General features: G+C 66.5%; 26 protein-coding genes and 2 pseudogenes. 15 read left to right on the top strand and 13 right to left on the bottom strand.

Features of this window, described 5'->3' with window-relative positions:
• The first annotated feature begins 137 nt into the window (after positions 1-137).
• From leuS to HMUK_RS04265, 3 genes are all read left to right on the top strand, one after another.
• Positions 138-2,897: a leucine--tRNA ligase gene (gene leuS, locus HMUK_RS04275; RefSeq protein ID WP_015761877.1), complete on the top strand. Its 2,760-nt coding sequence runs from the start codon at positions 138-140 to the stop codon at positions 2,895-2,897.
• Positions 2,898-2,963: 66 nt separating this feature from the next.
• Positions 2,964-3,242 carry a hypothetical protein gene (locus HMUK_RS04270; protein WP_015761876.1) on the top strand — a complete coding sequence of 93 codons (279 nt, stop codon included), beginning with the start codon at positions 2,964-2,966 and terminating at the stop codon, positions 3,240-3,242.
• 112 nt (positions 3,243-3,354) lie between these two features.
• Entirely contained in the window at positions 3,355-3,807 is a 453-nt protein-coding gene (locus HMUK_RS04265) for an acyl-CoA thioesterase (protein WP_015761875.1), read from the top strand.
• Positions 3,808-3,886: 79 nt separating this feature from the next.
• Here the strand turns inward: HMUK_RS04265 and HMUK_RS04260 are convergent, their stop codons facing one another.
• A complete protein-coding gene (locus tag HMUK_RS04260) occupies positions 3,887-4,300 on the bottom strand; it encodes a GIY-YIG nuclease family protein (RefSeq protein ID WP_015761874.1) in 414 nt (137 codons plus the stop codon).
• Positions 4,301-4,313: 13 nt separating this feature from the next.
• Positions 4,314-4,607 (bottom strand): hypothetical protein, encoded by a 294-nt coding sequence (locus HMUK_RS04255; RefSeq protein ID WP_015761873.1) that lies wholly within the window; start codon positions 4,605-4,607, stop codon positions 4,314-4,316.
• Positions 4,608-4,694: 87 nt separating this feature from the next.
• Here HMUK_RS04255 and HMUK_RS04250 point away from each other — a divergent pair, with 87 nt between their 5' ends.
• The gene (locus HMUK_RS04250; protein WP_015761872.1) at positions 4,695-5,483 is read left to right on the top strand and encodes a class I SAM-dependent methyltransferase; all 789 of its coding nucleotides are present in this window, start codon (positions 4,695-4,697) and stop codon (positions 5,481-5,483) included.
• Positions 5,484-5,507: 24 nt separating this feature from the next.
• A complete protein-coding gene (locus HMUK_RS04245; RefSeq protein WP_015761871.1) occupies positions 5,508-5,897 on the top strand; it encodes a DUF2237 family protein in 390 nt (129 codons plus the stop codon).
• A 138-nt stretch (positions 5,898-6,035) separates the two neighbouring features.
• On the opposite strand, the gene HMUK_RS04240 is transcribed toward HMUK_RS04245, so the two are convergent.
• Entirely contained in the window at positions 6,036-6,641 is a 606-nt protein-coding gene (locus HMUK_RS04240) for a TetR/AcrR family transcriptional regulator (RefSeq protein WP_015761870.1), read from the bottom strand.
• 243 nt (positions 6,642-6,884) lie between these two features.
• Between HMUK_RS04240 and HMUK_RS17490 the strand changes: the two genes are divergently transcribed.
• Complete coding sequence (locus HMUK_RS17490) at positions 6,885-7,037, top strand: hypothetical protein (RefSeq protein ID WP_015761869.1); 153 nt, start codon at positions 6,885-6,887, stop codon at positions 7,035-7,037.
• Between the two features lie 361 nt (positions 7,038-7,398).
• Entirely contained in the window at positions 7,399-7,917 is a 519-nt protein-coding gene (gene hjc / locus HMUK_RS04235; RefSeq protein ID WP_015761868.1) for a Holliday junction resolvase Hjc, read from the top strand.
• Here the strand turns inward: hjc and HMUK_RS04230 are convergent.
• Positions 7,914-8,774: a polysaccharide deacetylase family protein gene (locus tag HMUK_RS04230; protein WP_015761867.1), complete on the bottom strand. Its 861-nt coding sequence runs from the start codon at positions 8,772-8,774 to the stop codon at positions 7,914-7,916. The genes hjc and HMUK_RS04230 overlap by 4 nt on opposite strands.
• Positions 8,775-8,864: 90 nt before the next feature.
• On the opposite strand from HMUK_RS04230, the gene HMUK_RS04225 reads away from it, so the two are divergent.
• Entirely contained in the window at positions 8,865-9,515 is a 651-nt protein-coding gene (locus tag HMUK_RS04225; RefSeq protein WP_015761866.1) for a CRISPR-associated protein Cas4, read from the top strand.
• Positions 9,516-9,573: 58 nt separating this feature from the next.
• Here HMUK_RS04225 and HMUK_RS04220 read toward each other — a convergent pair whose 3' ends face one another.
• The 3 genes from HMUK_RS04220 to HMUK_RS04210 are packed head-to-tail and all read right to left on the bottom strand — an operon-like array spanning position 9,574 to position 10,977.
• A complete protein-coding gene (locus HMUK_RS04220; protein ID WP_015761865.1) occupies positions 9,574-10,155 on the bottom strand; it encodes an L-threonylcarbamoyladenylate synthase in 582 nt (193 codons plus the stop codon).
• A gap of 43 nt (positions 10,156-10,198) precedes the next feature.
• Positions 10,199-10,714: a redoxin domain-containing protein gene (locus HMUK_RS04215; RefSeq protein ID WP_015761864.1), complete on the bottom strand. Its 516-nt coding sequence runs from the start codon at positions 10,712-10,714 to the stop codon at positions 10,199-10,201.
• Positions 10,714-10,977 carry a glutathione S-transferase N-terminal domain-containing protein gene (locus HMUK_RS04210; RefSeq protein ID WP_015761863.1) on the bottom strand — a complete coding sequence of 88 codons (264 nt, stop codon included), beginning with the start codon at positions 10,975-10,977 and terminating at the stop codon, positions 10,714-10,716. Before HMUK_RS04210 ends, HMUK_RS04215 begins: the two co-directional genes overlap by 1 nt.
• Positions 10,978-11,095: 118 nt before the next feature.
• Between HMUK_RS04210 and HMUK_RS04205 the strand changes: the two genes are divergently transcribed.
• Positions 11,096-12,508, top strand: coding sequence for a hemolysin family protein (locus tag HMUK_RS04205; protein ID WP_015761862.1), 1,413 nt, complete (start codon positions 11,096-11,098; stop codon positions 12,506-12,508).
• 556 nt (positions 12,509-13,064) lie between these two features.
• On the opposite strand, the gene HMUK_RS04200 is transcribed toward HMUK_RS04205, so the two are convergent.
• The 3 genes from HMUK_RS04200 to HMUK_RS04190 form a co-directional block, all read right to left on the bottom strand.
• A complete protein-coding gene (locus HMUK_RS04200) occupies positions 13,065-14,249 on the bottom strand; it encodes an inorganic phosphate transporter (protein ID WP_015761861.1) in 1,185 nt (394 codons plus the stop codon).
• Between the two features lie 56 nt (positions 14,250-14,305).
• Positions 14,306-15,691 (bottom strand): PKD domain-containing protein, encoded by a 1,386-nt coding sequence (locus HMUK_RS04195; RefSeq protein ID WP_015761860.1) that lies wholly within the window; start codon positions 15,689-15,691, stop codon positions 14,306-14,308.
• A 548-nt stretch (positions 15,692-16,239) separates the two neighbouring features.
• Entirely contained in the window at positions 16,240-16,959 is a 720-nt protein-coding gene (locus HMUK_RS04190; protein WP_015761859.1) for a DUF5828 family protein, read from the bottom strand.
• Positions 16,960-17,175: 216 nt separating this feature from the next.
• Between HMUK_RS04190 and HMUK_RS04185 the strand changes: the two genes are divergently transcribed.
• The 5 genes from HMUK_RS04185 to upp all read left to right on the top strand — a co-directional run bounded on the left by HMUK_RS04185 (position 17,176) and on the right by upp (position 22,574).
• Positions 17,176-18,216, top strand: a complete 1,041-nt coding sequence (locus HMUK_RS04185; RefSeq protein ID WP_015761858.1) for a TAXI family TRAP transporter solute-binding subunit — start codon at positions 17,176-17,178, stop codon at positions 18,214-18,216.
• A gap of 4 nt (positions 18,217-18,220) precedes the next feature.
• A complete protein-coding gene (locus HMUK_RS04180) occupies positions 18,221-18,703 on the top strand; it encodes a DUF1850 domain-containing protein (RefSeq protein WP_015761857.1) in 483 nt (160 codons plus the stop codon).
• Positions 18,700-21,387, top strand: a complete 2,688-nt coding sequence (locus tag HMUK_RS04175; RefSeq protein ID WP_015761856.1) for a TRAP transporter permease — start codon at positions 18,700-18,702, stop codon at positions 21,385-21,387. Before HMUK_RS04180 ends, HMUK_RS04175 begins: the two co-directional genes overlap by 4 nt.
• A gap of 208 nt (positions 21,388-21,595) precedes the next feature.
• Entirely contained in the window at positions 21,596-21,838 is a 243-nt protein-coding gene (locus HMUK_RS04170) for a hypothetical protein (RefSeq protein WP_015761855.1), read from the top strand.
• Positions 21,839-21,896: 58 nt separating this feature from the next.
• Positions 21,897-22,574: a uracil phosphoribosyltransferase gene (upp, locus tag HMUK_RS04165; RefSeq protein ID WP_015761854.1), complete on the top strand. Its 678-nt coding sequence runs from the start codon at positions 21,897-21,899 to the stop codon at positions 22,572-22,574.
• A gap of 150 nt (positions 22,575-22,724) precedes the next feature.
• Here the strand turns inward: upp and HMUK_RS04160 are convergent, their stop codons facing one another.
• The 3 genes and pseudogenes from HMUK_RS04160 to HMUK_RS18215 all read right to left on the bottom strand — a co-directional run.
• Positions 22,725-23,336, bottom strand: a complete 612-nt coding sequence (locus HMUK_RS04160) for an IMPACT family protein (protein ID WP_015761853.1) — start codon at positions 23,334-23,336, stop codon at positions 22,725-22,727.
• Between the two features lie 46 nt (positions 23,337-23,382).
• Positions 23,383-23,700, bottom strand: a complete 318-nt coding sequence (locus HMUK_RS04155; protein ID WP_015761852.1) for a 2Fe-2S iron-sulfur cluster-binding protein — start codon at positions 23,698-23,700, stop codon at positions 23,383-23,385.
• Positions 23,701-23,848: 148 nt separating this feature from the next.
• Positions 23,849-23,962 (bottom strand): annotated as a pseudogene (locus HMUK_RS18215) (DUF5828 family protein); the annotation flags it as partial.
• Positions 23,963-24,420: 458 nt separating this feature from the next.
• On the opposite strand from HMUK_RS18215, the pseudogene HMUK_RS04145 reads away from it, so the two are divergent.
• Positions 24,421-25,068 (top strand): annotated as a pseudogene (locus HMUK_RS04145) (ABC transporter ATP-binding protein); the annotation flags it as partial.
• Between the last annotated feature and the right edge of the window lie 14 nt (positions 25,069-25,082).

The raw sequence follows: 25,082 nt of genomic DNA, 5'->3' as shown, positions 1-25,082 counted from the left end.
TCGCCGACGCCGTGGTTCTGCCCGAACCATTGCGAAAGATCATGTAGGTTTCCGTTCGTCGACTCCCACGCGCTCGGCGTCACGCTCTCGCTGGCAGAACAGTGATGGTGCCACCCTCCCACCATCCGGGCACGACGATGTCGAACCGCTACAACCACGCCCGCGTCCAGGAGTACTGGCAACACGTCTGGGACCGCGAGGGCGTGTACGAACTCGACGACGCGGCGATCGACCGCGGCGAGGGGACCTACGTGCTGGGGATGTTCCCCTACACGTCGGGCTCGCTGCACATGGGCCACATCCGCAACTACGCGATCACCGACGCCGTCGCTCGCTACCGGCGGATGAACGGCGAGGACGTGCTCCACCCGATGGGGTGGGACGCCTTCGGGCTCCCGGCGGAGAACGCCGCCTACGAGCGCGACACCGACCCGGAGTCGTGGACTCGAACGTGCATCGAGCAGATGCGCGACGAACTCGAACGGATGGGGTTTGGCTACGACTGGTCTCGCGAGATCACGACCTGTGAGCCGGAGTACTACCGGTGGAACCAGTGGCTCTTTACCCGCTTCTACGAGAACGATCTCGTCGAGTACACCGGCGCGCAGGTCAACTGGTGCCCGGACTGCGAGACCGTCCTGGCCGACGCACAGGTCGACGAGGGCGACGGTCACGCCGACGTGCGCGACGACACGCCGGGACACGCCGACGGCGAGGGGGTCTGCTGGCGCTGTGGCACCGCGGTCGAGACCCGCGAACTCGACCAGTGGTTCTTCACGATCACCGACTACGCGGACGAACTCGCGGACGGCCTGGATGCCCTCGACGGGTGGCCCGAAAGCGTCCGCGAGATCCAGCGCAACTGGATCGGCCGCCGCGAGGGTGCCCAGATCACCTTCGAGATCGACGGCGATCCGATCGACGTGTTCACGACCCGGCCAGACACCGTCTTCGGGGCGACGTATCTGGCCCTCGCGCCGGGCCACGGGGTCGCCCGCGAACTCGCCCAGCGCACGTCCTCGGGAGCGAGCGAGGCGGTCGACGACTTCCACGACCGCGCCGCGGACGGCCGAGCCGAGGGAACGGCCGGCGTCGACACTGGCCTCACCGCGACGAACCCGGTCACCGGCGAGGAGATCCCCGTCTACGTCGCCAGCTACGTCCTCTCTGACGTGGGGACGGGCGCGGTGATGGGCGTGCCGGCCCACAACGAGCGCGACCACGCCTTCGCCACGGCACACGACCTCCCGGTCGAGCGAGTCGTCGCGCCCAACGACGGCGAACACGGAGAACGTAACGGCCAGCCCCTCCCGTACACCGACGAGGGGATGATCGTCGCCGACGGGGCCTACGAGGGGCTGGCGAGCGCGGCCGCCCGCGAGCGCTTGCTGGACCACGACGCCGTGACGGCGGCGACAACCTACCGGCTCCGGGACTGGCTCATCTCACGACAGCGCTACTGGGGGACGCCGATCCCGATGGTCCACTGCGAGGAGTGTGGCGCGGTGCCGGTGCCCGACGAGGACCTCCCCGTCGAACTTCCCGAGTTCGTCCAGACCACGGGGAACCCACTGGCCGCGAGCGACGAGTTCGTCCAGACGACCTGTCCCGACTGTGGCGGCCCCGCCGAACGCGAGACCGACACCATGGACACCTTCGTCGACTCCTCCTGGTACTTCCTGCGGTACCTGAACCCCGACCTCTCGACGGCTCCCTTCGAGAACGAGGTCGCCGACGACTGGCTCCCGGTCGACGTGTACGTCGGTGGCGACGAGCACGCGGTGCTTCACCTGCTGTACATCCGCTTTTTCACCCGCGCGCTGGCGGACCTGGGTCTGCTCGACCGGCGCGAGCCCGTCGACCGGCTGGTCAACCAGGGGACGGTGTTGCACGGCGGCGAGAAGATGTCCAAGTCGAAGGGCAACGACGTGGCTCCCCACGAGTACGGCGCGGAGACCACGCGGCTGTTCGTCCTCTCGGCGGCACACCCCGGCCAGGACTTCGAGTGGACGGCGACGGACGTGAGCAACGCCTACGAGTTCCAGCAGGACGTGTACCGGATGGTGCTGTCGTTCACCGACGGTGCCGGCGGTCGGACCGAGAGCAGACCGCACGACGCCTACCTCGAACGGGAGATCGATCGGACGATCGCCGCGGTCACCGACGAGTACGACCGCTTTCGCTTCCACCGGGTCGTCACCGAACTCCAGCAGTTCGCCCAGTTGCTGCGACGCTACCGCGAGTACGAGACCCCGTACCGCTTCGCGTACAGTCGGGGGCTGCGCGTGCTGACGAAACTGCTCGCGCCGCTCGCCCCCTATCTGGCCGAGGAGCTGTGGTCCGCGCTGGACGGCGAGGGGCTGATCGCCGGTGCCGACTGGCCCACGCCGCTGCACGACATCCCCGACTACCGCACCGAGCGCGAACTCGTCCGGACGACGCTCGCTGACGTGCGCGAGATCACCGACGTGGTCGAGATCACCGATCCAGACGAGATCGAGCTCGTCGTCGCGCCCGACTGGAGCTATCGCGCCTACGAGATCGCTCGCGAGGTGAACCAGGAGCCAGACTCGACCGCGAGCGAGGGGAGCCGTCGCTCTCGGGACGGCAGTACACCCGCGGGACAGCCGGCAGACGGGGCGGTCGTCGGTCGTATCATGGACGCCGACGCCGTGCCCGGCACCGAGGCGGCGGCCGACTACGCGGCCGAGCTGGCCGACCGTTCGGGCGGGTTCGAGCCAGTGCTGGCTCCCGAGCGGGAGCTGACGGTGCTGGAACAGGCGTCGTGGCTGTTCGCCGAGGAGTTCGACGCGGACGTGGTCGTCAGGCGAGCCGAGCCCGACGGCGAGCAGGCACACAGAGCCCGGCCGAACAAGCCCGCCATCCACATCACGTGATCGATCCACAGTGGGACTCGCTCCTGTTGGTGTATATATAAGACGCTGGCACTCCTCGGTTCTCGTATGGCATTCGACAACGTCACCCTGTTCGAGATCAACGTCGCGGACCCCCTGGGAGACGAGACCACCGACGCCGAACCCGCGAGCGAGCCGGACGAACCGGTCGCCGACTCGGCGACGGCGGACGCGGGCGGCAATTCAGCGCTGTGGCTCCTCGGGCTCGTCGCCGCTGTCGTGACGATCGGGCTGGCCGCACGCTGGCTCCGCCAGCGCCGGGGCGAGAGCGAGTCCGACTACGAGACCGAGGAGATCGAGCCCGGCGTCGAGCGCGTCGCGGTCTGACACTGCCGACCGTCGCCTCGCGGAGCGCTTCGCCGCTACGGGCGGCGAAGCTGTCGGCCAACACACAGTCGACAGCCGCGCCTTTTTCCCCGCTTCTCTCGAAGCGCCTCGCATGCCGACGCTGGCTTCGACCCATCTGACGAACCGCTACCGCGTCCAGCCCAACCACGCCAACAACTACGACACCGCACACGGTGGGATCGTGATGAAGTGGCTCGACGAGATCGGCGCGATGTCGGCGATGCGCTTTGCCGGCCACCCCTGCGTGACCGCCCGGATGGACGGACTGAACTTCCGTCGCCCGATCCCCGTCGGCGACACCGCGCTCACGGAGGCGTACGTCTACGACTCCGGACGGACGAGCGTCCGCGTCCGCGTGCGCGCCGAACGAGAGAATCCGACGACCGGCGAGACGGAGGTCACGACCGAAGGCCACTTCGTCTTCGTCGCGCTCGACGACGGCGAGCCGACCGGTGTCCCCGAACTCACGGCCGAGACCGACGCCGAACGCGAACTGCGGGACGCGGCGCTCGCCGACGCCGAGACCGACGGGAACAGTTCCTGATACTGCCGGCGTCACCGTTTCACGATATTCGCGACCACGGTCTGTACAGACGGACAGCCGGCAGTATGACCGGCCGACGCTACCGGTTCGCCCGGTGTGCTCGATCGACGGCGTCCAGAAGCGTCGTCCGGTCGGGGTGGAAGGCGAGGTGGGACTCACAGTCGCAGTCGGAGCTCCCGAACTCGCGGACGCGGCTGCCGGCGACGGCGTCGGCGACCGCACACTCGATGTCGACGCCCGCCGAGCAGACGACGTGATCGAGCTGGGTCCCGGGCGCGCCCAGCAGGTAGTCGACGTGCCAGTGGCGCACGTCGTGGTCGCCCGCCGCGACGCGTTCGTGACGGTCGACGCGGCTGAAGCCGCCGCTGCCCAGCGCGCTCCCGGTGTAGGCGTACCATCCCGACGGGAACGACAGCGAACCGAGCGCGCCCACTTCGAGTGTGCCGTCCTCGGTCCGCTCGATTAGGAGGGTGTAGGTGCCGCCCTCACTCATCGCAGGACGACGCTCACGCGCCGACCTCGGGGTCCGCCGCGAAGCTGTCGAACCCTTCGAGCCGGTACTCCCGGGAGTCGGTGCAGTCGTCGTTCGCGGCCGCGAGGTGGCCCACCAGCCAGTCGTAGGCGTGGACGAACGCCTCGTCGGGCGCGTCGGCGAACTGCTGCTCGACGGCGTCGGCGGTCAGTTCCTCGTCGTACTCCTCGCGGAAGGCCGCGAGCTTCTCGGCGGCTGTCGCCGCGGTCGCTTCGTCTGCCCCTGTCGATTCGAACACTGCCTGCACGTCGTCGGCGAACTCGCTCATGCCCGGACGATGGCCGCCCGGCCCCGTATGCGTTCTGCTTCCGGCCGGTACCGACACCGTTTGTACGGGGCCGGACGAAGCGAATCTATGACAGACAACGAGTGGGACGGTGGACGATACGACGACGCAGCCGGCTTCGTGACCGACTACGGCGACAGCGTCGTCGACCTGCTCGACCCGCGACCCGGCGAGCGCATCCTCGATCTGGGCTGTGGAACGGGTCACCTCACGGCGACCGTCGCCGACGCGGTCGGCAGTGCGGGCGACGTACTGGGGATCGACGCGTCGAGCGAGATGATCCGGCAGGCACGCGCGGCATACCCCGACCTGCGGTTCGACTGCGTCGACGCCACGGCGTTCGAGACGGACGAGCGATTCGACGCGGTGTTTTCGAACGCCGCGCTGCACTGGATCGACGACCAGGACGCCGTCTCCGAACGCGTCGCCGCGGCGCTGGCCCCCAACGGTCGCTACGTCGCGGAACTGGGCGCGAGCGGGAACGTCGCCGCCATCGTCGCGGCGGTCCGGACGGAACTCCGCGACCGGGGGTACGACGCCGCCGACCCCTGGTACTTCCCGACGATCGGCGAGCACGCGACGCTGCTGGAGCGCCACGGCTTCGCGGTGCGGTCGGCGACGGTGTTCGACCGGCCGACCGACCTCGACGGCCCGGACGGCCTGCGGGAGTGGCTGGCCGTGTTCGGCGATTCGCTGTTCGCACCGCTCTCGGACGCCGAGCGAGCCGCCGTCGTCGCGGCCGTCGAGGATCGGCTCCGTCCCGAGCAGTACGACCCCGACACCGAGACCTGGACCGCGGACTACCGACGACTCCGGTTCGTCGCGGTGCCAGGCGAGTCCGTCTCTCGCCAGACATAACCCACTACTCGCCCATCTATCGGTATGAGCGAGACGAACGTGCTGGGCGAGCCACTCGAACCGTGCAGCACCGACCCGGAGACTGGCTTCGAGCGGGACGGCTGCTGTGGCGAGCATCCGCAGGATCGCGGCCGCCACGAACTGTGTGCGGTGATGACCGACGAGTTCCTCCAGTTCAGCAAACGGCGGGGCAACGACCTGCTGACACCGCGACCGCAACTGGACTTTCCCGGTCTGGAACCCGGCGATCGCTGGTGTCTCTGTCTGGGGCGGTGGGTCGAGGCCCTCCGGGCGACGCGCCGCGAGCAACTCCCCGAGACGACGGTACCGCCGGTGGTGCTCGACGCGACCAACGAGGCCGTCCTGGACACCGTCGAGCTGGCGACGCTGGAAGCCCACGCGTACGATCGGTGAGCGCCGTGCGCTCGACCCAGAAGGTATCGACGAGGTTGTACGGGACCTGCAACAGCTGGGTGAAGACGATCGGTGCGGCCAGCGCCACCAGCGGCCCGAGCAGTGATCCCTCTGTGAGGTCCCGGTCTGCCGTCTCGCTCACGCGGTCCGTCCCTCCAGGGTCTCACCGTCCGCCAGAAGTCCCCGGAGAAGGTACTCCTCGATGCCCGCCAGCGCCGTCTCGGTCGGCGCGTCCGCGCCGAGGATCACGTCGTGTGACTGGGCTCCCTCGATCGCGGACCGGAACGCCGCGGCGAACCGCTCGGGATCCACGTCGTCGCGGAACTGGCCCTGCTCGATGCCGTCCCGGACGATGTCGGCGATCAGCTCGCGGATATGACAGTCGTTGCGGACCTGCTGGGCGCGCAGCGCCTCGTCGTAGGGTGCCTGTGCGCGCAGCCCCAGCAGCGCCATGTGCACGTCGTCGGGGCCCTCGCTGTCGTCTCCCTCGACGACGATCTCGGTCATGCGAAGCAGCTGGTCCATGGGCTCTGCGTCGCTGTCCTCGTCGAACTCCTCCAGAAAGTTCTCCAGGAGATGCTCCATGAACGAGACGATCAGGTCCTCTTTCGAGTCGTAGTGGTAGTGCAGCAGCGACTTGCTCTTCTCGAACTCGTCGGCGATCGACTGCATCGTCAGATCCGCATAGCCGTGCTTGCACAGAGCCGCAAACGTGGCCTCCATGATCTCGTCGTCAGTGGTCATTGTTGACTGACTATCCAGTCAGGGGGCAAGAAACTGTCGCTCCCGAACTCGCGTGAAATTAACCGTCGTCGTGGAGCGTACATGCGGTTCTACTCGAAGCTTACAGGATCGAGACTCAGACAAAATCCTACCTCTATTGAATATTCAGTCTGACAGATAGAACACAGTATAAATTGAAAGAAACAACCATATGATTGTCTATAATAAGTGCAATTTATAAATCTAAGATGTTAAAATGCAGATATGAAAGACGATACAAAACTCGGAATCGCGGTGAGTCTCTTTCTGGCGATTATAGCTAGTGGGATCCCAGGGAACGATTTTGCCGCGATTGGTATCGGACTAGCTGGTGGCTTCGTGCTGGCGCTGAGCATCTTCTACGAGGCCATGATGTAGGTGATACTGCCGGCTGTCCGTCTGTACAGAACATTGCGACCCCGCGGTCGCGACTATCGTGACACAGTGACAGCCGGCAGTATGACTTCTGTTCGAGTATCCTATCGTCGCGCTTGGAGCTCTGTCTCTGGCCCCTGCTGGAAAGATCACCTGCTTTCTTTTTTCGAGGATGTTGACTCTGATACGGACGGTTGTCGGACTGCCCCGGCGAGCGTCGCTACGGGGAAGACGCTCACCGGTAAGCAGCTACAACGCCCTGAATGAAAGCATATCTACATGCTACCAGCTTACGATGCGACTCCCGATTCCACTCGACGCGCCGAACGTGCGCTTAAATACGTCGAGACCGACCGGTCGAGTAATGGTAGGCTCGAACGCCAAAGGGGACCGCCGCGAGCGCGAACTCGTCAACGCCTTGGACGAGGCGGGCTTCGCGGTGATGCGCGCGCCGGCCAGTGGCTCGGCGACCGAACGGGAACTACCGGACGTGCTGGCCGGCGACGGCGAGCGGTTCTACGCCGTCGAAGCGAAGTCGAGCGCGGGCGACCCGATCTACCTCGACGGCGAGGAGGTCGAGGCGCTGCTCTTTTTCGCCCGGAACTTCGGCGCGAAGCCCCGGATCGGCGTGCGATTCGACCGCGAGGACTGGTTTTTCTTCCACCCCGGCGACCTCTACACCACCGACGGCGGCAACTACCGCGTCAAGAAGGAGACGGCGCTCGCGGAGGGCACCGACTTCGAGGAGTTCGTGGGCCACAGCGAGAAGGTCACGCTGGCCGAGATCGGCGGCGAAGACGGCCCCGACCAGGCGACACTCGACATCCTGGCCGCGCTCGACCGGGGCGACCTCGGCGTCGAAGAGGCCGCGGAGATGCTCTAGAGCCCGGAGAAGGTCGTCACCTCGATCCCGCGCTGGCGCGCGGCCTCGATGACGAACGCGACCCGCTCGGGCGGGACCGTCTCCCAGGCGGAGTGGCCCGCCAGGATGCCCAGTCCGCCCTGGGTCGCGACGCTGTCGAGGTACGTCTCGATCTCTGCTCGCCGGAGGTGACTCCGTTCGAGGTAGCACCGCTGGTAGCTCGTCGGTGCGGTGTCCGGCCGATTGGGCAGTGAGCGTACGGCGGCGTTGGGGAGCACGTCGTAGGTCTCGGCGGCCAGCGCCCACGCTCGCGGGTCGGCCGCGTCGTACGGGAAGACGAAGGCGTCGGGATCGTAGCCCAGTCGATCGAACGCCGAGCGAACGCCGGCGATCTCGTCTCTGAGCGTCGCTTCTGTCGGGCGCAGGACCGCCTCCTCGCCGTCGAACGCGGCGTCGATCTCGCGCTCGATGCCGAGGGTGACCGTCTCTTCGCCGACGGCGAGTGGCTCCCCCAGCGTCACTGTCGTCGTCCGGTCGCCGTCGGTCACCTCGTAGCGATCGCCAGCGAGCACGCCGTGTTCTTCCCCCGGAAACACGTGGCCGGCGGCGACGGTGACCCGCTCCTCGCCCGGGGTCACGTCGGCCGCGAGGTGGTGGGCCTGGAGGTAGCGGTGGCGGCTCCCGTGCGAGCAGATCTCACAGTCGGCCTCGGCCAGCGCAGCGAGCTGATCGACCGTGAGGTGGTCGTCGTCGCCCAGCCACTCGGGCACGACCGCCACCGCCGCGGGCGCGCCGTGAGCGCGCAACACGGGCAAGAGCTGTTCGTAGTCCGCCGCGTAGCCGTCGTCGAAGACGAGAACGAGATGGCCGTCGGGCATGTCCCTTCGTTTCGAACTGTCGGGGATAAGTGTTGCTCGCGAGCGGGAAGCGCCACACGTTTATGACCCGTGACGGGGCCAGGGGCGTCCGTGCACACCTTCCGTGACCTGGCGACGGCGGCGTACTGTCCGCGAAAGCTCTACTACCGACGGCGCGACGGCGAGCCCACGATCCCCGACGGCGTCGACGACGTGCGACGGCTGGCCTTCGAGTACGACACTCTCCGGTCGGTCGACGCGGCGCTGCTCGCCGCTCCCATCGAGGTCTCGCCCGGCACCTACCGCGAGCGGCTCGGGCGGCTCGCACGGCGGCTCGACTACTGGGACGCGCTCGTCGACCCGCCGCGACGCGACGCCCTCCTGACCGGCCGGGAGTGTCGCGGGATCGCTCACAAGGTGCTCGAAGCGCCGCTCGTCCCGTCGCTCGTCTTCGCCGGTGAGCCGCCCGACGAAGGCGTCTGGGAGCCCCAGACCGTCCGGCTCGTGGCCGCGGCCAAGGCCCTCGCCTGGGAGCACGAGACGACGGTCGAGCGGGCCGTCGCCGAGTATCCGGCCTACGGCGTCGTCCGCGAGATCGACCTGACGGTCAGGCGGAAAGCGGCCTACAGGAAGGCCGTCAGGACGGCCGAGACGATCGACGGCCCGCCCTCGCGTGTCGACAGCGACGCGAAGTGTGCCCCCTGCGAGTACCGCGAGACGTGTGGCACGACGACCCGCTCGCTTGCGAGCATGCTCTCGTAGGAGCCGGCGTCGGCAGACACGACGCCGGTCGAGCGGGACGCAACGGACGGCGCGCCACTCAGTGCTCGGCCAGCCACTCCCGGATCGCTTCGCAGTCGGCCCCTTCGCGGACGATCTCGTCGGCGGCCACGTCGACCACCGTCGACTCCGTGCCGGGCGTCCGGCCGCCGTCGAGGACCACTGCTGTGCCCTCTCTGACGGACTCGCCGATCTCGTCGACCGTCCGGGCGCTTTGCTCCCCGCTGACGTTGGCGCTGGTCGACGTGATCGGCGCGACTCGCTCCAGCAGCGCCAGCGCCAGCTCGTGGTCGGGCACGCGAATGCCCACGCGGTCACGCCCGGCGGTCAGCACGTCGGGCACCGACGGCCGCCGCCTGGCCAGCACCGTCACCGGGCCCGGGAGGAAGGCCCGCATGAACGCCAGTTCGCGCTCGCTGGGTTCGGTGTAGTCGGTCGCCGCGTCGACGCTTGGCACCGCGAGCGAGACCGGCTTCGAGCGGTCTCGGCCCTTCACGTCGAACACGCGCTGGACGGCATCGGGGTCGAGCGCGTCGCCGGCCAGCCCGTACACTGTCTCGGTGGGGTAGATCACCAGCTCACCGTCGTCGATCGCGTCGGCCGCGCGGTCGAGATCACTCATCACCCGAACGTGGGCCGGGCCGCGAAAAAGCGTGCTGGAACCGCTATCGGATGACCGCCTCGACCGCGTCGTAGTCCGGGAAGTCGGGCCACTCCGTGGCGACCCAGGCGTACTCGATCGTCCGGTCGCTATCGAGGACGAACACGGCCGGCCGGGGCTCGGCCACGCCGCTCATCCCGTCGAGATCGTTGACGATGCCGTACGCCTCGGCGACGCCGTTGGCGGGATCGGAGTACAGCCGGTAGTCGTCGCCCAGCTCTCGCTCGTCGAGCAGGCGCTTGTGGGCGTACGGCGTCGAGATCGACAGGCCGACGACGGTGGCGTCGGCGTGCCACTCGCGCTCGCGGATCTCGTTCCAGGCGTACGTCGCCGGGAAGGCCCCGTCCATGGAGTGACAGACCAGCACCGTCGGATCGTCGTCCTCGGCGACCAGCTCGGACAGGGACACGTCCGCCCAGTACTCGTCGGTGACCAGCGGACGGGTGAAGTCGGGGGCTCGCTCGCCTACCTCGGGGTGGTCTGCGGGACCGAGATCGACCACGTCGAAATCGAGCTCCATCAGTCGTCCCCTCCCTCGCCGTAGGTTCGATCGAGGTAGTCGACGATGTTCGCGCTCTCTGCCATCGTCACGCCCGTCTGCTCGTCGACGATCGCCGGGACGGTTCGCTTTCCACACAGGCGCTTGACGGCGTCGCGCTCGGAGTGCAGCGGTTCGACGAACCGTGACTCGTAGTCGAGGCCGTACTCCTGGAGCCGACGGACGACCCGCTCACAGAACGGGCAGGCCTGGAGCCGATAGAGTGTGATGGCGGTGTCGCTCATACACCCGCCCGTAGGAGCGAGCGACCGGTAATTCTGTCGGGTGTGTGCATTCCGTGTCGCGTCGGCGGGGTACCCCATGGCAACGTTTAATTCACACCCTCTGCAAACTCAGACGTTGATGGCTCTTGACCCCCCTGTCGGAGTCGATTCACTGGTAGCCTTGCCACTACAGGTCGACATCTACGGTCCCGTCCAACTGCCCGAGAACGTGTTTCTCGGGATCGGTGCGGGGATCATTCTCCTCTTGATCGGGCTGTCGGCGTTTTTCTCCTCGTCGGAGATCGCCATGTTCTCGCTGCCCAGCCACCGCGTCGAGGCCCTCGTCGAGGACGCCGTCCCCGGGTCGAAGACCCTCAAAGGGCTCAAAGAGGACCCACACCGGCTGCTGGTGACGATTCTGGTGGGGAACAACCTCGTCAACATCGCGATGTCCTCGATCGCGACGGGGCTGTTGACGTACTACCTCGGGAGCGGCCAGCAGGGCCTCGCGGTCGCGCTCTCGACGTTCGGGATCACCGCGATCGTCCTGCTGTTCGGCGAGAGCGCGCCCAAGAGCTACGCCGTCGAGAACACGGAGTCGTGGGCCCTGCGGATCGCCAAGCCGCTGAAGTTCTCCGAGAAGGTCCTGTTGCCCCTGATCGTCCTGTTCGACTATCTCACTCGAATCGTCAACAAGGTCACCGGCGGCCGCTCGGCCATCGAGACCTCGTACGTCACTCGCGAGGAGATCCAGGACATCATCGAGACCGGCGAGCGCGAGGGCGTCCTCGACGAGGAGGAACGCGAGATGCTCCAGCGGACGCTGCGGTTCAACAACACGATCGCCAAGGAAGTGATGACGCCGCGACTGGACATGGAGGCCATCTCGAAGGACGCCTCCGTCGAGGAGGCGATCCAGCAGTGCGTCCAGAGCGGCCACGCCCGCGTGCCGGTGTACGAGGGGAGTCTCGACAACGTCATCGGCATCGCACACCTGCGGGACCTGGTCCGGGATCGGGACTACAGCGACGCAGAGACCGCACTCGCGGACCTCATCGAACCGACGCTGCACGTTCCCGAGTCGAAAAACGTCGACGACCTCCTGACGGAGATGCGCCGCGAACGGCTCCACATGGTCATCGTCATCGACGAGTTCGGCACCACCGAGGGACTGGTGACGATGGAGGACCTCACCGAGGAGATCGTCGGCGAGATCCTCGAAGGCGAGGAAGAAGAGCCGATCGAGTTCGTCGGCGACGGCGAGGTCGTCGTCAAAGGCGAGGTCAACATCGAGGAGGTCAACGAGGCGATGGACCTCGAACTGCCCGAGGGCGAGGAGTTCGAGACCATCGCCGGCTTCATCTTCAACCGCGCGGGCCGCCTCGTCGAGGAGGGCGAACGCATCGAGTTCGACAGCGTCGAGATCGTCGTCGAGCGGGTCGAGAACACCCGCATCATGAAGGCGCGACTGTCGCGTATCGAGCCCGAAGACGGCGAGAACGGCGAGACCGAGAGCGATGGCGACACGTCCACACAAACGCCGACCGAGTGATACGCGACGGTGTCGACACTCACCAGATCGACTGTACGTCGCCGCTCGACTCTGGTCGTCCAGAAATCGCCGATTCGACCGGTGACGAGAGGCTCTCGAACACCCCCACACAGTGTGGTCGGCGTGCGGTCGACTGGAGCCGTCTACAACCGTCTCTGTGTCCCCGGACGCCCTCGGACCGACGCTTTCGGTACTGGTCGAGGTGCTGTCTCAGACCTGCGGTCGAAAAGATGTCATATCTGAGTTGCTGTGGTGTGTCTCTGGACGTGTTCTAGCAGAAATAAGGAATATGTTGCTATATGGCCGAAGAATCATATATACAGTCGACAACCGTTTGGTTGGTATGGCAATTCACTCCCCAGACCAGTGCGACGATACTGTCCCGATTGGCACGCGAACGCGAGCGGTAGACGACGATGTGAGCGACAGTGACTGTTCTTCCGACGGCTCGGCTGGCGCGACGGAACGCGATGCGACGCCGATCGTTCCGCACACCCGGGTACCGAGATAAGTTGGCGAGATCGGTCCGAGACCGCCGTTTCGCCGTCGACGTGGGCTACAGGATGGCTACGGCGCTGAAGACGCCGTAGCCGAGGCCGAGCGCCAGTCCCAGCGAGGCGACCCACGCCAGCACCGTCTTGCCCATCTTCTCGCCGCTGACCGACCCGCCGCCAGCGGCCGCGCCGCTCCCGATGATCGAGAAGACGATGATCTCGTTGAACGAGACTGGGAGCCCGAAGAACACGGCCGTCTGTGCGATCATGAACGAGGGGATCAGCGCCGCGATCGATCGGCGCGGCCCCAGCGAGGAGTAGTCCTGCGAGAGGGCCTTGATCATCCGGGGTGCGCCGGTCCAGGAGCCCGCGAGCAGGCCGATCCCGCCGCCAAGCAGCACCGCGACGATCGGGACGGTGAACGTATCGAGCAGCGGCAACAGCGGTCCGATCGCCAGCCCGACCTGACTGCCGCCGGCCGAGAAGGCGACGAGCCCGCCCATCACCAGCAGGAATCGCCGCTGTGCTCGCTCGCCGTGTTCGCGGATGTCGTACCACACCAGCGTGGCGACCAGGAGTCCGAGCACGAGCGAGACCAGCGCCCGGCCGCCGGTTCCGCCCTCGAACGTGCGTGCGAGTGCGACCGAGAGGGCACCCGGGCCGCCGTCGGGTCCGAGGCCCGTGAACTCGACGTTCGCCAGTAACACGCCGACCAGTCCGGCCAGCCCACCGATCGAGAGACGCTCGCGGACGTTCTCTGTGCGGAGCAAGCGGGCCGTGGCGTAGGCGACGCCGCTGCCGACGAACGGTGTGCCGACCCAGAGAGCGACGATCTGCTGGTACTTCGGCCACGCGGGCTGGCCCCCCATCGCCAGCCCGACGCCGACGACCGCACCCGTGACGGTAAATGCTGTCGCGATCGGATAGCCGGTGAAGACGCCGGTCGCGACCAGCACTGCCGCAGTCAGCAGCGCGATCGTCGCCGCGATCGCCGAGAGGCCGCCACCGTCGGGAAAGAGGACGAGCCCGCTCCCGACCGTCTCTGTGACGTTGGCCCCCTGTAACACCGCTCCGAGCAGACCCAGAATCCCGACGAAAAAGCCCGCGCGCATCACCGAGATGGCGTTGGCCCCGACCGCCGGTGCGAACGGCGTCGAGCCGGACGATCCCGCGCCGATCGCCCAGGCCATGAACAGACTCGCTGCGGCGGCGATCACGAGCGTTCCGAGCGTACTCCCAGCGACCATCTGTCACCGGATTTTGCCGGCCTCCCTATTAGGCTGTCGGCTGGCGGGAGACGGCTTCAGTTGCTCCCGCTCTCGACGGGGTAGAGGGCGTCGGAGTGGCCGTAGTCGCTGGTGTCTCGGTGCAGCGCCCACATGCTGACGTTTCCGATCCCCTGCTGTTTCGCGTAGTCGGCGACGTTCTGGGTGTCGCTGACCGACCACTCGGACTCGTTGACGTTGGGGAGGAACCCGAGCTTCGCGCGCCGCTGTGCCTCGCTCTTGTCGGGATAGACGTTGCTCATCCAGTCGACGGTGCCCTCGACGGCCGATTTGACCCGTTCGGGGGTCGTGTCCACGTCGGTCCAGTCCATCGTCATGATGTTGATGTACTCCAGCTCGACGCCCTTCTCCAGCGCGTCGGTGATCATGTCTTTCCCGGGACAGTGGTCGGCGTTGACGATCCCGGAGGGCCTGGCGGCCACCGTGTACGTGACTTTCACGTCCGGCCGCTCGGACTGGATCTGTGCGAGCGCCTCGTTGCGCATCTCGTAGTAGGTGCCGTCACGACCGGGCTCGTCGTAGTTCTCGTCGTCGATGTCGATGTGAGTCACGCCGAGCGTGTCGATGACGGTCTCGTAGGCGCTTTTGACCTCCGAGACGCTGCTCGCGTCCCTGGCGACGATCCGGCCGTCCCAGCCGCCCATGGCGACCCACACGTCGTAGCCCTCGTCTTGCAGCGTGCTGATCTTGTCGGCGTGGTCCGAGAGCGGCCGGTCGCCGTCCGCGGTGAGCCACGCGGGAGTGACCGTCCCGTCGTCGGTGCCGTCGCCGACGAACGAGAGGACGACGCGGTCGGTGCTCGCGTTCCGCGTGTCGCCGAGGATGTCGCCCCACGTGCCGAGATACGGGGAGAAGATGGCGTCACTGTTGCCGCCCGACGAGGAGCTGACAGAGATCCCCGTCGTCGCGCTGTCGGTGGCTCCGCCGTCGTCGGTGACGGTGAGCGTGACGGTGTAGTCCCCGGTCGAGTCGTAGCTGTGACTCGTCGTCGCCCCGGTCGCCGTCGTCCCGTCGCCCAACTCCCACTCGTAGCTGGCGATCGACCCGTCGGCGTCGGACGATCCCGATCCGTCGAGGTCGACGGTCGTTCCGGGCTCGACCGTGGTCGCGGACGCGCTGACCGACGCCGTCGGTCCCTCGTTGCCCGTCCCGCCGTCGCCGCCACAGGACCCTTCGAGCGTCCAGACGGCTTTACTCTCTTCGGGGGCGGAGCCCCGAGTCCACCACTCGGCGGTCCACAGGGACCCCTCGTAGGTCACCTGATCGCCGCCGTTGTAGGTCGCGTCCGGGTCCCACTCGGCAACGTTGCCACAGTCCGTCGCGGCCACGGTCGTGCCAGCGCCAGCCGCGAGGACGAACGTACTCGATACCGCACGAATGAACTCTCTGCGTGAATTGTCCATGGTTGTCACTCTCGGAGGCAGTCGTTTGGCCCCAACCCCACGCGTCCCATGCCAGTGGTGTGTCGGACGACCCCGGGCGCTCGACAGCCCGACGGTCGCCGCCGCGAACCGGGAAGGGCCGAACCTCCGTCGGAGACGTTGTGAGAATCCCACATAAGTCCTTCATAATTTTACACAGTCGTTCGGGAAGTACGGAACTGTTACCGAAGTGCCCGGCTTCGAATTAACGAAATTCATCTACTGATACAAAACGACTTACAGAAGACACTCAAGACCCTCGTGTTTTCATTATAGAGAAACGACTCCGTGAGTAATTCTGGGGTGTGCGATCCGGTACCGCGATTCTTCCAGAAATAGTGGTCGTAATCTGGGTCCGCAGTCGCTCTCTCTCTCCGGAAATTCTCCGCTACTTGGTCTCGTTTCTCACGGCGTCGGTTCGTCTCTCACCTCTCCGACGCCAAAACGAACTGAGCGAGGGAAGCCGAGCGAAATTTCGTTTTGGCGTCTCCCGGATACGAACCCGAAATTAAACGCTGACAGAGCAGCGTTTAGTTCGTCTTCGCATCCGTCTCCTCGTCGCCCGTCTCTTCCTCGCTCACCTCTACGCCCTCCGCCGTGGCGGCGGCCTCGACTTCCTTCTCGGTGTTGACGTGCCACCGGTCGACGTCGCTGTCGAAGTCCGCCAGGCGGTTGGAGACTCGTTCCTTGAGGTCGTCGTCGTTGACGTTGATCTCGAAGACGTACTCGGGGCGGTCGTCGCCGTTGACCCGCTGGAGGTTCGCGCTCACGAGCGCGTTGTCGAAGTAGTACGGTGCGATCTGGGTCATCACGTTCTTGTAGACGGTGTCTTCGACCGTCCGCAGGGCCTTGCGGCTGGCCGAGTCGGCGGCGCGGGCGACGTAGTCTAAGCTCTCGCCCCACGACTCGACGGCCTCGTCGGGCTCGTCGAGGTTCTCGTAGGAGTCTGCGAGTTTCTCGCCGGCCGTCCGGAGGTCGTCGTCGGGGTCTTTCCCCGCCTGTTCGCCTTTGCCCTCGTCGACGCGGGCCTGTTCGGCGGTCTTTTCGTTGACGTCCTCGTCGAGTCGCTCGTGGCTCTTCGGTCGCCACTCGTCGAACTCTTCGAGGGCGTCGCCGTCGACTGGCTGGTCGACGCGTTCGTCGGTCGCCAACTCTCGCAGCGCCTGTACGATCCGTTCGCCGTGTTCGACGACGTTGACCCAACCACCGCGGCGCTTGAAGCCTGAGACGCTCTCTTCTATGTCTTCCATGGTCGATTAGAACAGCTAGTGGACGTGGTGTCCATCCGTTGATGCTGGCGGATTTTGTCGCTACAGCACCATAAGCTTTCGTCGGACGCGTGGTACCGACCGGCACGGACGGCCCCGTTCCCGACGATCGCAGCGACCTCTCGCTCCAGCATAGGGCCGACTTACCGGCTGTTTCGGGTCTCATAACGAAATGTCGTCCGGTGGTACGGCCGGTCTATGGGCGATCACACCAGACGACGATTCATCCGCGCGACTGGACTCGTGAGCGTTACCGCACTCGCCGGCTGTGCCGGCGACGACGGCGGCGGCGGTGCGGAAGACTCACCGACGGAGACGGGGATGGACGGCGGCGACGAGACGGCCACCGACACCGAATCCTCTGACGGCGGCGACGGCCAGGCCGACACCCGCCTCTCGTGGCACGCCGGTGGGACCGGCGGCACATACTTCCCGCTCTCGAACGAGTTCAAGACGGTCGTCGAGGACAACACCGACTTCACGCTGAACGTCCAGTCGACGGGGGCCAGCGTCGAGAACGTCGGCAGCCTCGCCAACGGGAACGCCGACTTCGCGCTGATCCAAAACGACATCGCGTACTTCGCGAAGAACGGCACCGGCATCGACGCGTTCCAGGACAACGCCGTCGAGAACCTGCGCGGCGTCGCGACGCTGTACCCCGAGACGATCACGGTCGTGACCCTCTCCGACACCGGCATCTCGCAGCTGTCTGACCTCTCGGGAGCGACGATCAACACGGGCGATCTGGGCAGCGGCACGCAGGTCAACGCCAACCAGATCCTCGAAGCCGTCGGCATCACCGACTTCGAGGAGCAAAACGCCTCGTTCTCGCAGGCGGCCGACCAGCTCCGGAACGGCGACATCGACGCCGCCTTCGTCGTCGGGGGCTGGCCGGTCGGGGCGATCGAGGATCTGGCGACGACCAACGACGTCGCGATCGTCCCCATCGACGGCGACAACCGCACGGCGGTCAAGGACGCGGCGTCGTGGTTCGCGGACGACACCATCCCGGGCGGGACGTACTCGGGCGTCTCCGAAGACGTGGAGACGGTCGCCGTCCAGGCGATGATCGCGACCAACGCCGACGTGCCCGAAGCGACGGTCGAGACGGTGACGGCCGCGATCTTCGACAACGTCGACGCGCTGACGATCAAGACGGAGTTCATCGGCGTCGACTCGGCGCAGGACGGGATGTCGATCGAGCTCCATCCCGGCGCTGCGGCCTACTTCGACGCCTGATCCGATGGGGTGGCTCCGTCCCGGACTGGTCGCCGCAGTCCTCGTGACGGCGGCCGTCGGCGTCTCGCTGCCGGCCCAGCAGACGCTGGTCGTCTCGTCGGTCGATTCGGGCGACGTACTCCTCCGGACGCCGGTCGAGGAGGACACGCGCGTCGCGCTGGCGTACACCCACAGCGTCGAGCGCACGCGCGTCGTCGACACCTACCGGGTCCGTGACGGACAGTTAGAGATGACCCGGATGACCTTCGAATCGTACGGCTGGGGACTGCCGGCCGACGCCAACGTCACGCGGGCGAACGGTTCGTTCGTCTACGATCCGCCGGGGACGTTCGAGACGATCACGGTCAAGCCGGGCCGGATCGCCGGCCATCGGCTCCACGTCGGCGACCAGCGCTACGACCTGGTGAACCGTTCGAACGCACGCGCCGTCCGCATCACCGTCGAGCGCCGGCCGGCGCTGGCGGTGGCGATCGATCACGTCACATGACTCCTCGCATCACCGATACCGATGTCGCGGCCGACGACTTGCTCCAGGAGATCGAACGCAAACGCTCGCTGCGGCGGGTGGCCAGCGTCGTCGTCTCGATCGTCGGCATCCTCTTTTCGGCCTACCAGATGTGGTTCGCCGCCCGCGGGTTCGTCTTCGCCGTCGAGTTGCCCGTCCTCGGCGAGGTCGAACTCGCCTCCCTGCAGCTGTTGCAGATCAACGCCATTCACGTCGGTTTCGCGCTCGTGCTGACGTTCCTGCTGTACCCCGGGAGCACGGGCGACGGGCGATTCGCGCGGGCCTGCAGCGGACTCCGAGCGCGGACGGCCGCTCGGCTCGGCCCCGACAGCCCGCTCGTCTCGGCGATGGACGCGATCGGTGACGGACTGGCCTGGCTGTTCGTCGATCCCGACCTCGACCGCGTGACGCCGTCGGATCTCCTCCTGATCGCAGTCACGGTGCTGTCGAGCGCGTACTTCGTCACCGACTTCCGAGAGATCCAGCGCATGCGCGCGCTGGGGCTGCCCGCCGGTCGGCCGATCCAGGAGGTGTTCACGTTCCTCGACCCGGTTGCCGGCCTGCTCGGCCCGCTGACGAACGTGTCCTACGCGTTCGTCCTGGGCGTCGTCGGCGTCTTGCTCGTCCTGGAGGCGACGCGGCGAGCGATCAGTCTCTATCTCGTCTTCATCGTGGGTGCGTTCATCGTCTACGCCCGCTTCGGCGTGTTGATCCCACAGGACGCGGCCTACGTCGGCGTCCTCTCGATCCCGGAGCTGACCTGGCCCTCGATCGTCCAGAACCTCTGGTACAACACGGAGAACGGCGTCTTCGGTATTCCGGTGACGGTGTCGGTGCAGTTCATCTACATCTTCATCCTCTTTGGCGCGTTCCTGGAGATGTCCGGGGCGGGCCAGTGGTTCATCGATCTCGCGTACGCGGCGACGGGCACGCGCAAGGGCGGGCCAGCGAAGGCGTCGATCCTCGCGAGTGGTTTCATGGGGACGATCTCCGGCTCCTCGATCGCGAACACGGTCACGACCGGCGCGTTCACGATCCCGCTGATGAAACGGTCGGGCTACTCCCCGGAGTTCGCCGGTGGCGTGGAGTCTTCGGCCTCCTCGGGCGGTCAGATCCTCCCGCCGGTGATGGGTGCCGCGGCCTTCCTGATCGTCCAGTACACCGCGACGCCCTTCGCCGACGTGATCGTCGCCGCCGCGATCCCGGCCGTCGTCTTCTTTTTCGGCGTCTGGGTGATGGTCCACTTCGAGGCCTCGCGGCTGGGTATCGGGGGGCTCGATCCCGACTCGGTCGTCGACATCCGGCGACACCTCTGGACGGGCTGGTTCTACCTCGTCCCCATCTTCCTCCTGCTGTACTACCTCATCGGCGCTCGGCTCTCGGTCGCGCGCTCGGCGTGGTTCACGCTCGTGGCCATCGTCGCGCTGATCACGCTCGTCGCGGCCTACAGCGACGAAACGCGGGGGCGACTCGTCGCCCTCCTCCTGGCGCTCGGCCTGGGGCAGTTCCTCGCACAGTGGTCGACCGGCGCGCCCCTCGTCGCCGCACTGAGCGGCGGCGGTCCGGGCGGGCTATCGATCGGTGGGGCCGCCGCGGCGACGCTTGGCACCGTGGGCCGACTGGCGATCGCGGCGGGCGTCCTGACACTGCTCTCGAAGCCGCGCCTGACCGCGTCGTGGCTCGCGCTCGATCCCGCGGTCGACGAGGCCGCCGACGGGCTCTCGACGGCCGTCGGTCGCCCGGCGGCGGGCGACAACGGGCTCGTTCGGCTCGGTACCTTCGTGCTCAAGTCGATGGACAGCGGTGCCCGGACCGCGGTCCCGGTCGTCGTCGCGGTCGCGGCTGCGGGAATCATCCCCGGCGTGATCAGCGTCTCCGGGCTGGGGCCGAACCTAGTCGCGCTCATCCGCTCGCTGGCCGGGGGCTCGCTGGTCCTCCTGCTGGTCATCACCGCCATCGCGTCGATCATCCTCGGGATGGGGATGCCGACGACGGTCACCTACATCATCCTCGTGTCGATGCTGGGGCCCGCGCTCGTGACCTTCGGTATCCCCGAACTCGCCGCGCACCTGTTCATCCTCTATTTCGGCGTCATCGCCGACATCACGCCGCCGGTGGCCGTCGCCGCCTACGCGGCCTCGGGCATCGCGAAGTCGGACCCCTTCCAGACGGGCATCGAGGCGTTCTCGCTGTCGCTCAACAAGGCGATCGTCCCCTTCGCGTTCGTGCTGGTCCCCGGCATCGTCTTGCTCCGGGAGAAGGACGACGCGGCGGAGCTACCCCTGGGCGAGCAGTTTCGCGTCGCCACCCCGGCCGATCTGCTGGATCTGGGCTGGTCGCTCCCGGAGGTGTTCGTCCCCGTCGTCGGCGTCTTCCTCGGCGTCGTCGCGCTGGCCGGCACCGTGATCGGCTTCGTCTACGCGCCCCTCGACCGCTGGGAACGGGCCGGGCTGGCGGTCAGCTCGCTCCTGTTGATGGCTCCCGGGCTCCCGGTGTCGGCCGGCTACGACGTGACGGCGCTGCTGGGGCTCGGCGGCGGCTCGGTCTCTCTGACCGCCGACCTGCTGCTCCGGGCCGTCGGGCTCGCGATGCTGGTCGCGCTGCTGGCGAAGAACCGGCGGGCGGCCCCCCGCGGCGATTCCGGAGCGACCGCCGACGCCGCGTAGCCGGGCCCGGTAATACTACCGGCTATAAATCTGTGAACAATTTCGCCACCCCGGGGTGGCGAAGATCTTCACGAAGTTACAGCCGGCAGTATAAGTCGAGGGTAGAACTGCCTCTCGATCTGCCACCCGTCCTTACCGTCGGATAAGAGCGAACTGTTCCCGATTCGAGTCGCATAACGAAATGGGTCCCACCCCCAGGACCGGGTGCATGGACGACAGCACTCGACGACAGTTCGTCAGGGCGACAGCACTCACGAGCATCGGCCTGCTGGCCGGCTGTAGCGACGGCGGCGGTGGCGGTGCCGTCGGTACCGACGAGGACGACGGCGCGGGCGACGACGCGGACGACGACGGGACGGACGACGACGAAGCCGAGACGGAGACGCCCGAGAGCGGACAGGAGGAGACGGAGGCCGACCTGTCGTTCTCGCCGCGGGCCGGCGACGCGTAGGTCGCTGCTCCGGCGCGATCGATCAACAGTTAAGCGCCGCCCGCTCGTGCCTTCGCGCATGGCTATCGAGGATCGTGGCGAGGCGAAGGTGATCACCCACGCACTGGCACGAGACGAACTGTCGCGGCTCCGTGACGTCGAGACCGAACAGGTCGAGTTCCGGAAGGGGCTGGTCCGCCTCGGTCGAATCTGTGGCTACGAGATCATCGACGGCCGCATGGAGACCGAGTACGTCGCCATCCAGACACCCCTGACGGATACGATGGGCGAGCGCGTCAAGGGGCTCGGCGACGTGGTGATCGTCAACGTTCTGCGGGCGGCCACGCCGTTCGTCGAGGGACTGCTCAAGGCCTTTCCGCGGGCCCGGCAGGGGGTCATCTCGGCCAGCCGGGACGAGAGCGCCGGGATGGCAGACGACGGCTCGTTCCCTATCTCGATCGACTACGTGAAGCTACCGGAGATCCGCGCGACCGACACCGTCATCGTCGCCGACCCGATGCTCGCGACGGGCTCGACCATGGCCGCGGTCCTCGAAGCGATCCGCTCGCAGGGGACCGACCCCGAGCAGCTCCTCGTGCTCTCTGCGGTGGCCGCGCCGCCGGGGCTGGTCCGTCTGAACGAGGCCGACCCCGGCGCGGAACTGCTGACGGTCGCGATCGACGACGAACTCGACGACGACGGCTACATCGTCCCCGGCCTGGGCGACGCCGGCGACAGGGCGTTCCGAACTGATTAAGTTCCCGGACGGTCGACGGATGGATATCACCGGTTCGTTCGACGATCCACGAACCCCTTCTCTTCGGGTGGAAATCCGCAACACGGCGGTCCAGTAGGAGTTCCAGTGGAACTTCGAACGGACGATCGAACCCGTTCTCGGCCCGGAAATCTAGTCGTCTGACGAACCGATCCGTGCCCGACCGCTGGTCGCGCTGGCGATGCGCTCACGGAGGGTGTCGGCCTCCGCGACCGGCACCCGCAGATCGAACGTCACCGTCGCCTCGTAGCTCGCGTCGAACTCGACGCCGGTGCTCTCGACGATGCCACGCACCGTTCCCGAGTCGTCGTAGTCAACCGTGACCGTCAGCCGCTCGTGGGGTCGCTCGGTCGTGATGCCGGCGTCGTCGACAGCGTCCTTGACGGCCCGCGAGTACGCTCTGGCGAGGCCGCCCACGCCGAGGTTCGTGCCGCCGTAGTAGCGGGTGACGACGGCGGCGACGTTCTCGATTTCGCGTTGCTGGAGGACGTTGAGCGCGGGCTTGCCGGCGCTGCCGGACGGCTCGCCGTCGTCGCTCGAATACTCGCGCAAGGGGTCGGCCCGCACCCGGTAGGCCGGGACGTTGTGGGTCGCGTCGGCGTACTCTCCGCTCACGGCGTCGACGAACGCCTCCGCCTCGTCGACGGTGTGGGCCGGACACACCCGGCCGATAAACTCGGAGCCCTGCACCTCGAAGGCCGCCTCCCCCCGGCCCGCGACGGTGTCGTACGCCTCGTCGGTCACAGCGGCCGTTGTGCCGGAGCGGGCATACAGCTTGTCCTTCGGACGGTCACTCTCGCCGGCCCCAGACGCGCTTCTCGGGAATCCGGACCGCCATTCCGTCGACGACCTCGATCTGGCAGGACAGTCGCGGGTAGCCGAAACGGTCGGCCAGCCGATCGTGCCAGTGGTCGGCCTCGGGAGGCGTTTCGAGTCGAACGCCACAGGTCGCACACAGTCCGCGCCCGCCGCAGTTGGCGACGGCCAGGCGGCTGTGGGGCGACAGGTCGTGTTCCACCAGCACGTCCCGCAGCACGCGCCCGGCCTCGCAGTCGATCTCTCGGACCGCGCCGTCGGGCGTCTCGACGGTGATGGTCGCCGTCGTCATCCCTCGTCCTTCCGGTGGCGTACCGTTCGCTCCCGGCGGCACACCGTTCGCTCCCGGGGTTTCATCGCTCGCCCTCCCAGCGCAGGACGAGCCGGCCCCGTGCCTCGTCGCCGCCCAGCAGGTCCGGGCGGTCGATCTGCTCAACGCCGTCCTCGTCGTCCAGCTCGCGCAGCGCCTGGACGATCCGTTCGCCGTGCTCGACGACGTTCACCCAGCCGCCACGACGCTTGAAGCCCGAGACGCTCTCTTCGATGTCTTTCATTGTTCTGTAGAATAGTCGCGCTATCGGGTGTCGCCGTTGAAATCACGGACTGGCGTTCCCATCAGTTCGTGGGTGATTTGTGATGTACGAGTATAAGTTTTCCACTCGTGGTGGGTCCAGCCGACAGTCCAGAAGACGGAGCAAGTGGACCCGTCGATACCCATCCTCTGTGTCCCGTCCGATCACAACGCCCTGTTCGAGACAGGACTCGTACGCATTGCTGTCTCCATTCCATCGGAATGTCGTGTCTCCGATCTTGCTTGCGACGTTCTCGGTCGTGTCGGTACCCGGAACTATCGTGATCGGTCCGTTCCGCTCGCACTCCGTTTCACAGAGTTATAAATCGGCTGTCATCGGATCCGTCTCGAACGATCTCCCGCTCGACAGACTGGGTCGTCGTCACTTGGTGATAACGAAGATAATAAATACCGGAGATACATCGGATAAATCACAGAGAAATGTCAAATGACGCACCAGACCTCGTGGTCGACGGTCTCACAAAGCGTTTCGACGACGGTGCGGTGACCGCGGTGGACGACCTGTCGTTCACCGTCGAACCCGGCTCGGTGGTGGGGCTGCTCGGTCCGAACGGGGCGGGGAAGACGACGACGATCAAATCCATACTCGGGCTGGTGATTCCGGATTCGGGATCTGTCGAGGTCGGTGGCGTCGACGTTCACGACCGTCCTCGACTCGCCCACCGACAGATCGATGCGATGCTCGAGGGGGCGAGGAACAACTATTGGCGACTGACCGTCGAGGAAAATCTGCGTTATTTTGCCGGAATTAGCGGTCTGGATCCAGATGCCGTTCTCGAAGAGTGTGACGAGATTCTCCAGCGGTTTGAAATCGATGAGAAGCGCGACGAGGTGGTCCGGAATCTCTCGCGCGGAATGAAACAGAAAGTTTCGCTGGCCAGCGTCCTCGTCACCGACGCATCGATCGTCTGTATCGACGAACCAACACTCGGTCTGGACGTTGAAAGCACCAGGCAACTCAAGAAAGAACTCCGAAACACGATCGACCAGCAGGACATGACGGTACTGCTTTCGAGTCACGATATGGACGTCATTGAGGACGTCTGTGATCGAGTTATTATCATGCACGCTCTTGCGAAGGA

Source organism: Halomicrobium mukohataei DSM 12286 (assembly GCF_000023965.1).
Lineage (GTDB): Archaea > Halobacteriota > Halobacteria > Halobacteriales > Haloarculaceae > Halomicrobium > Halomicrobium mukohataei.
Note: the sequence above shows the minus strand (reverse complement) of the source record. Positions and strands in the feature narration are given on the sequence as shown.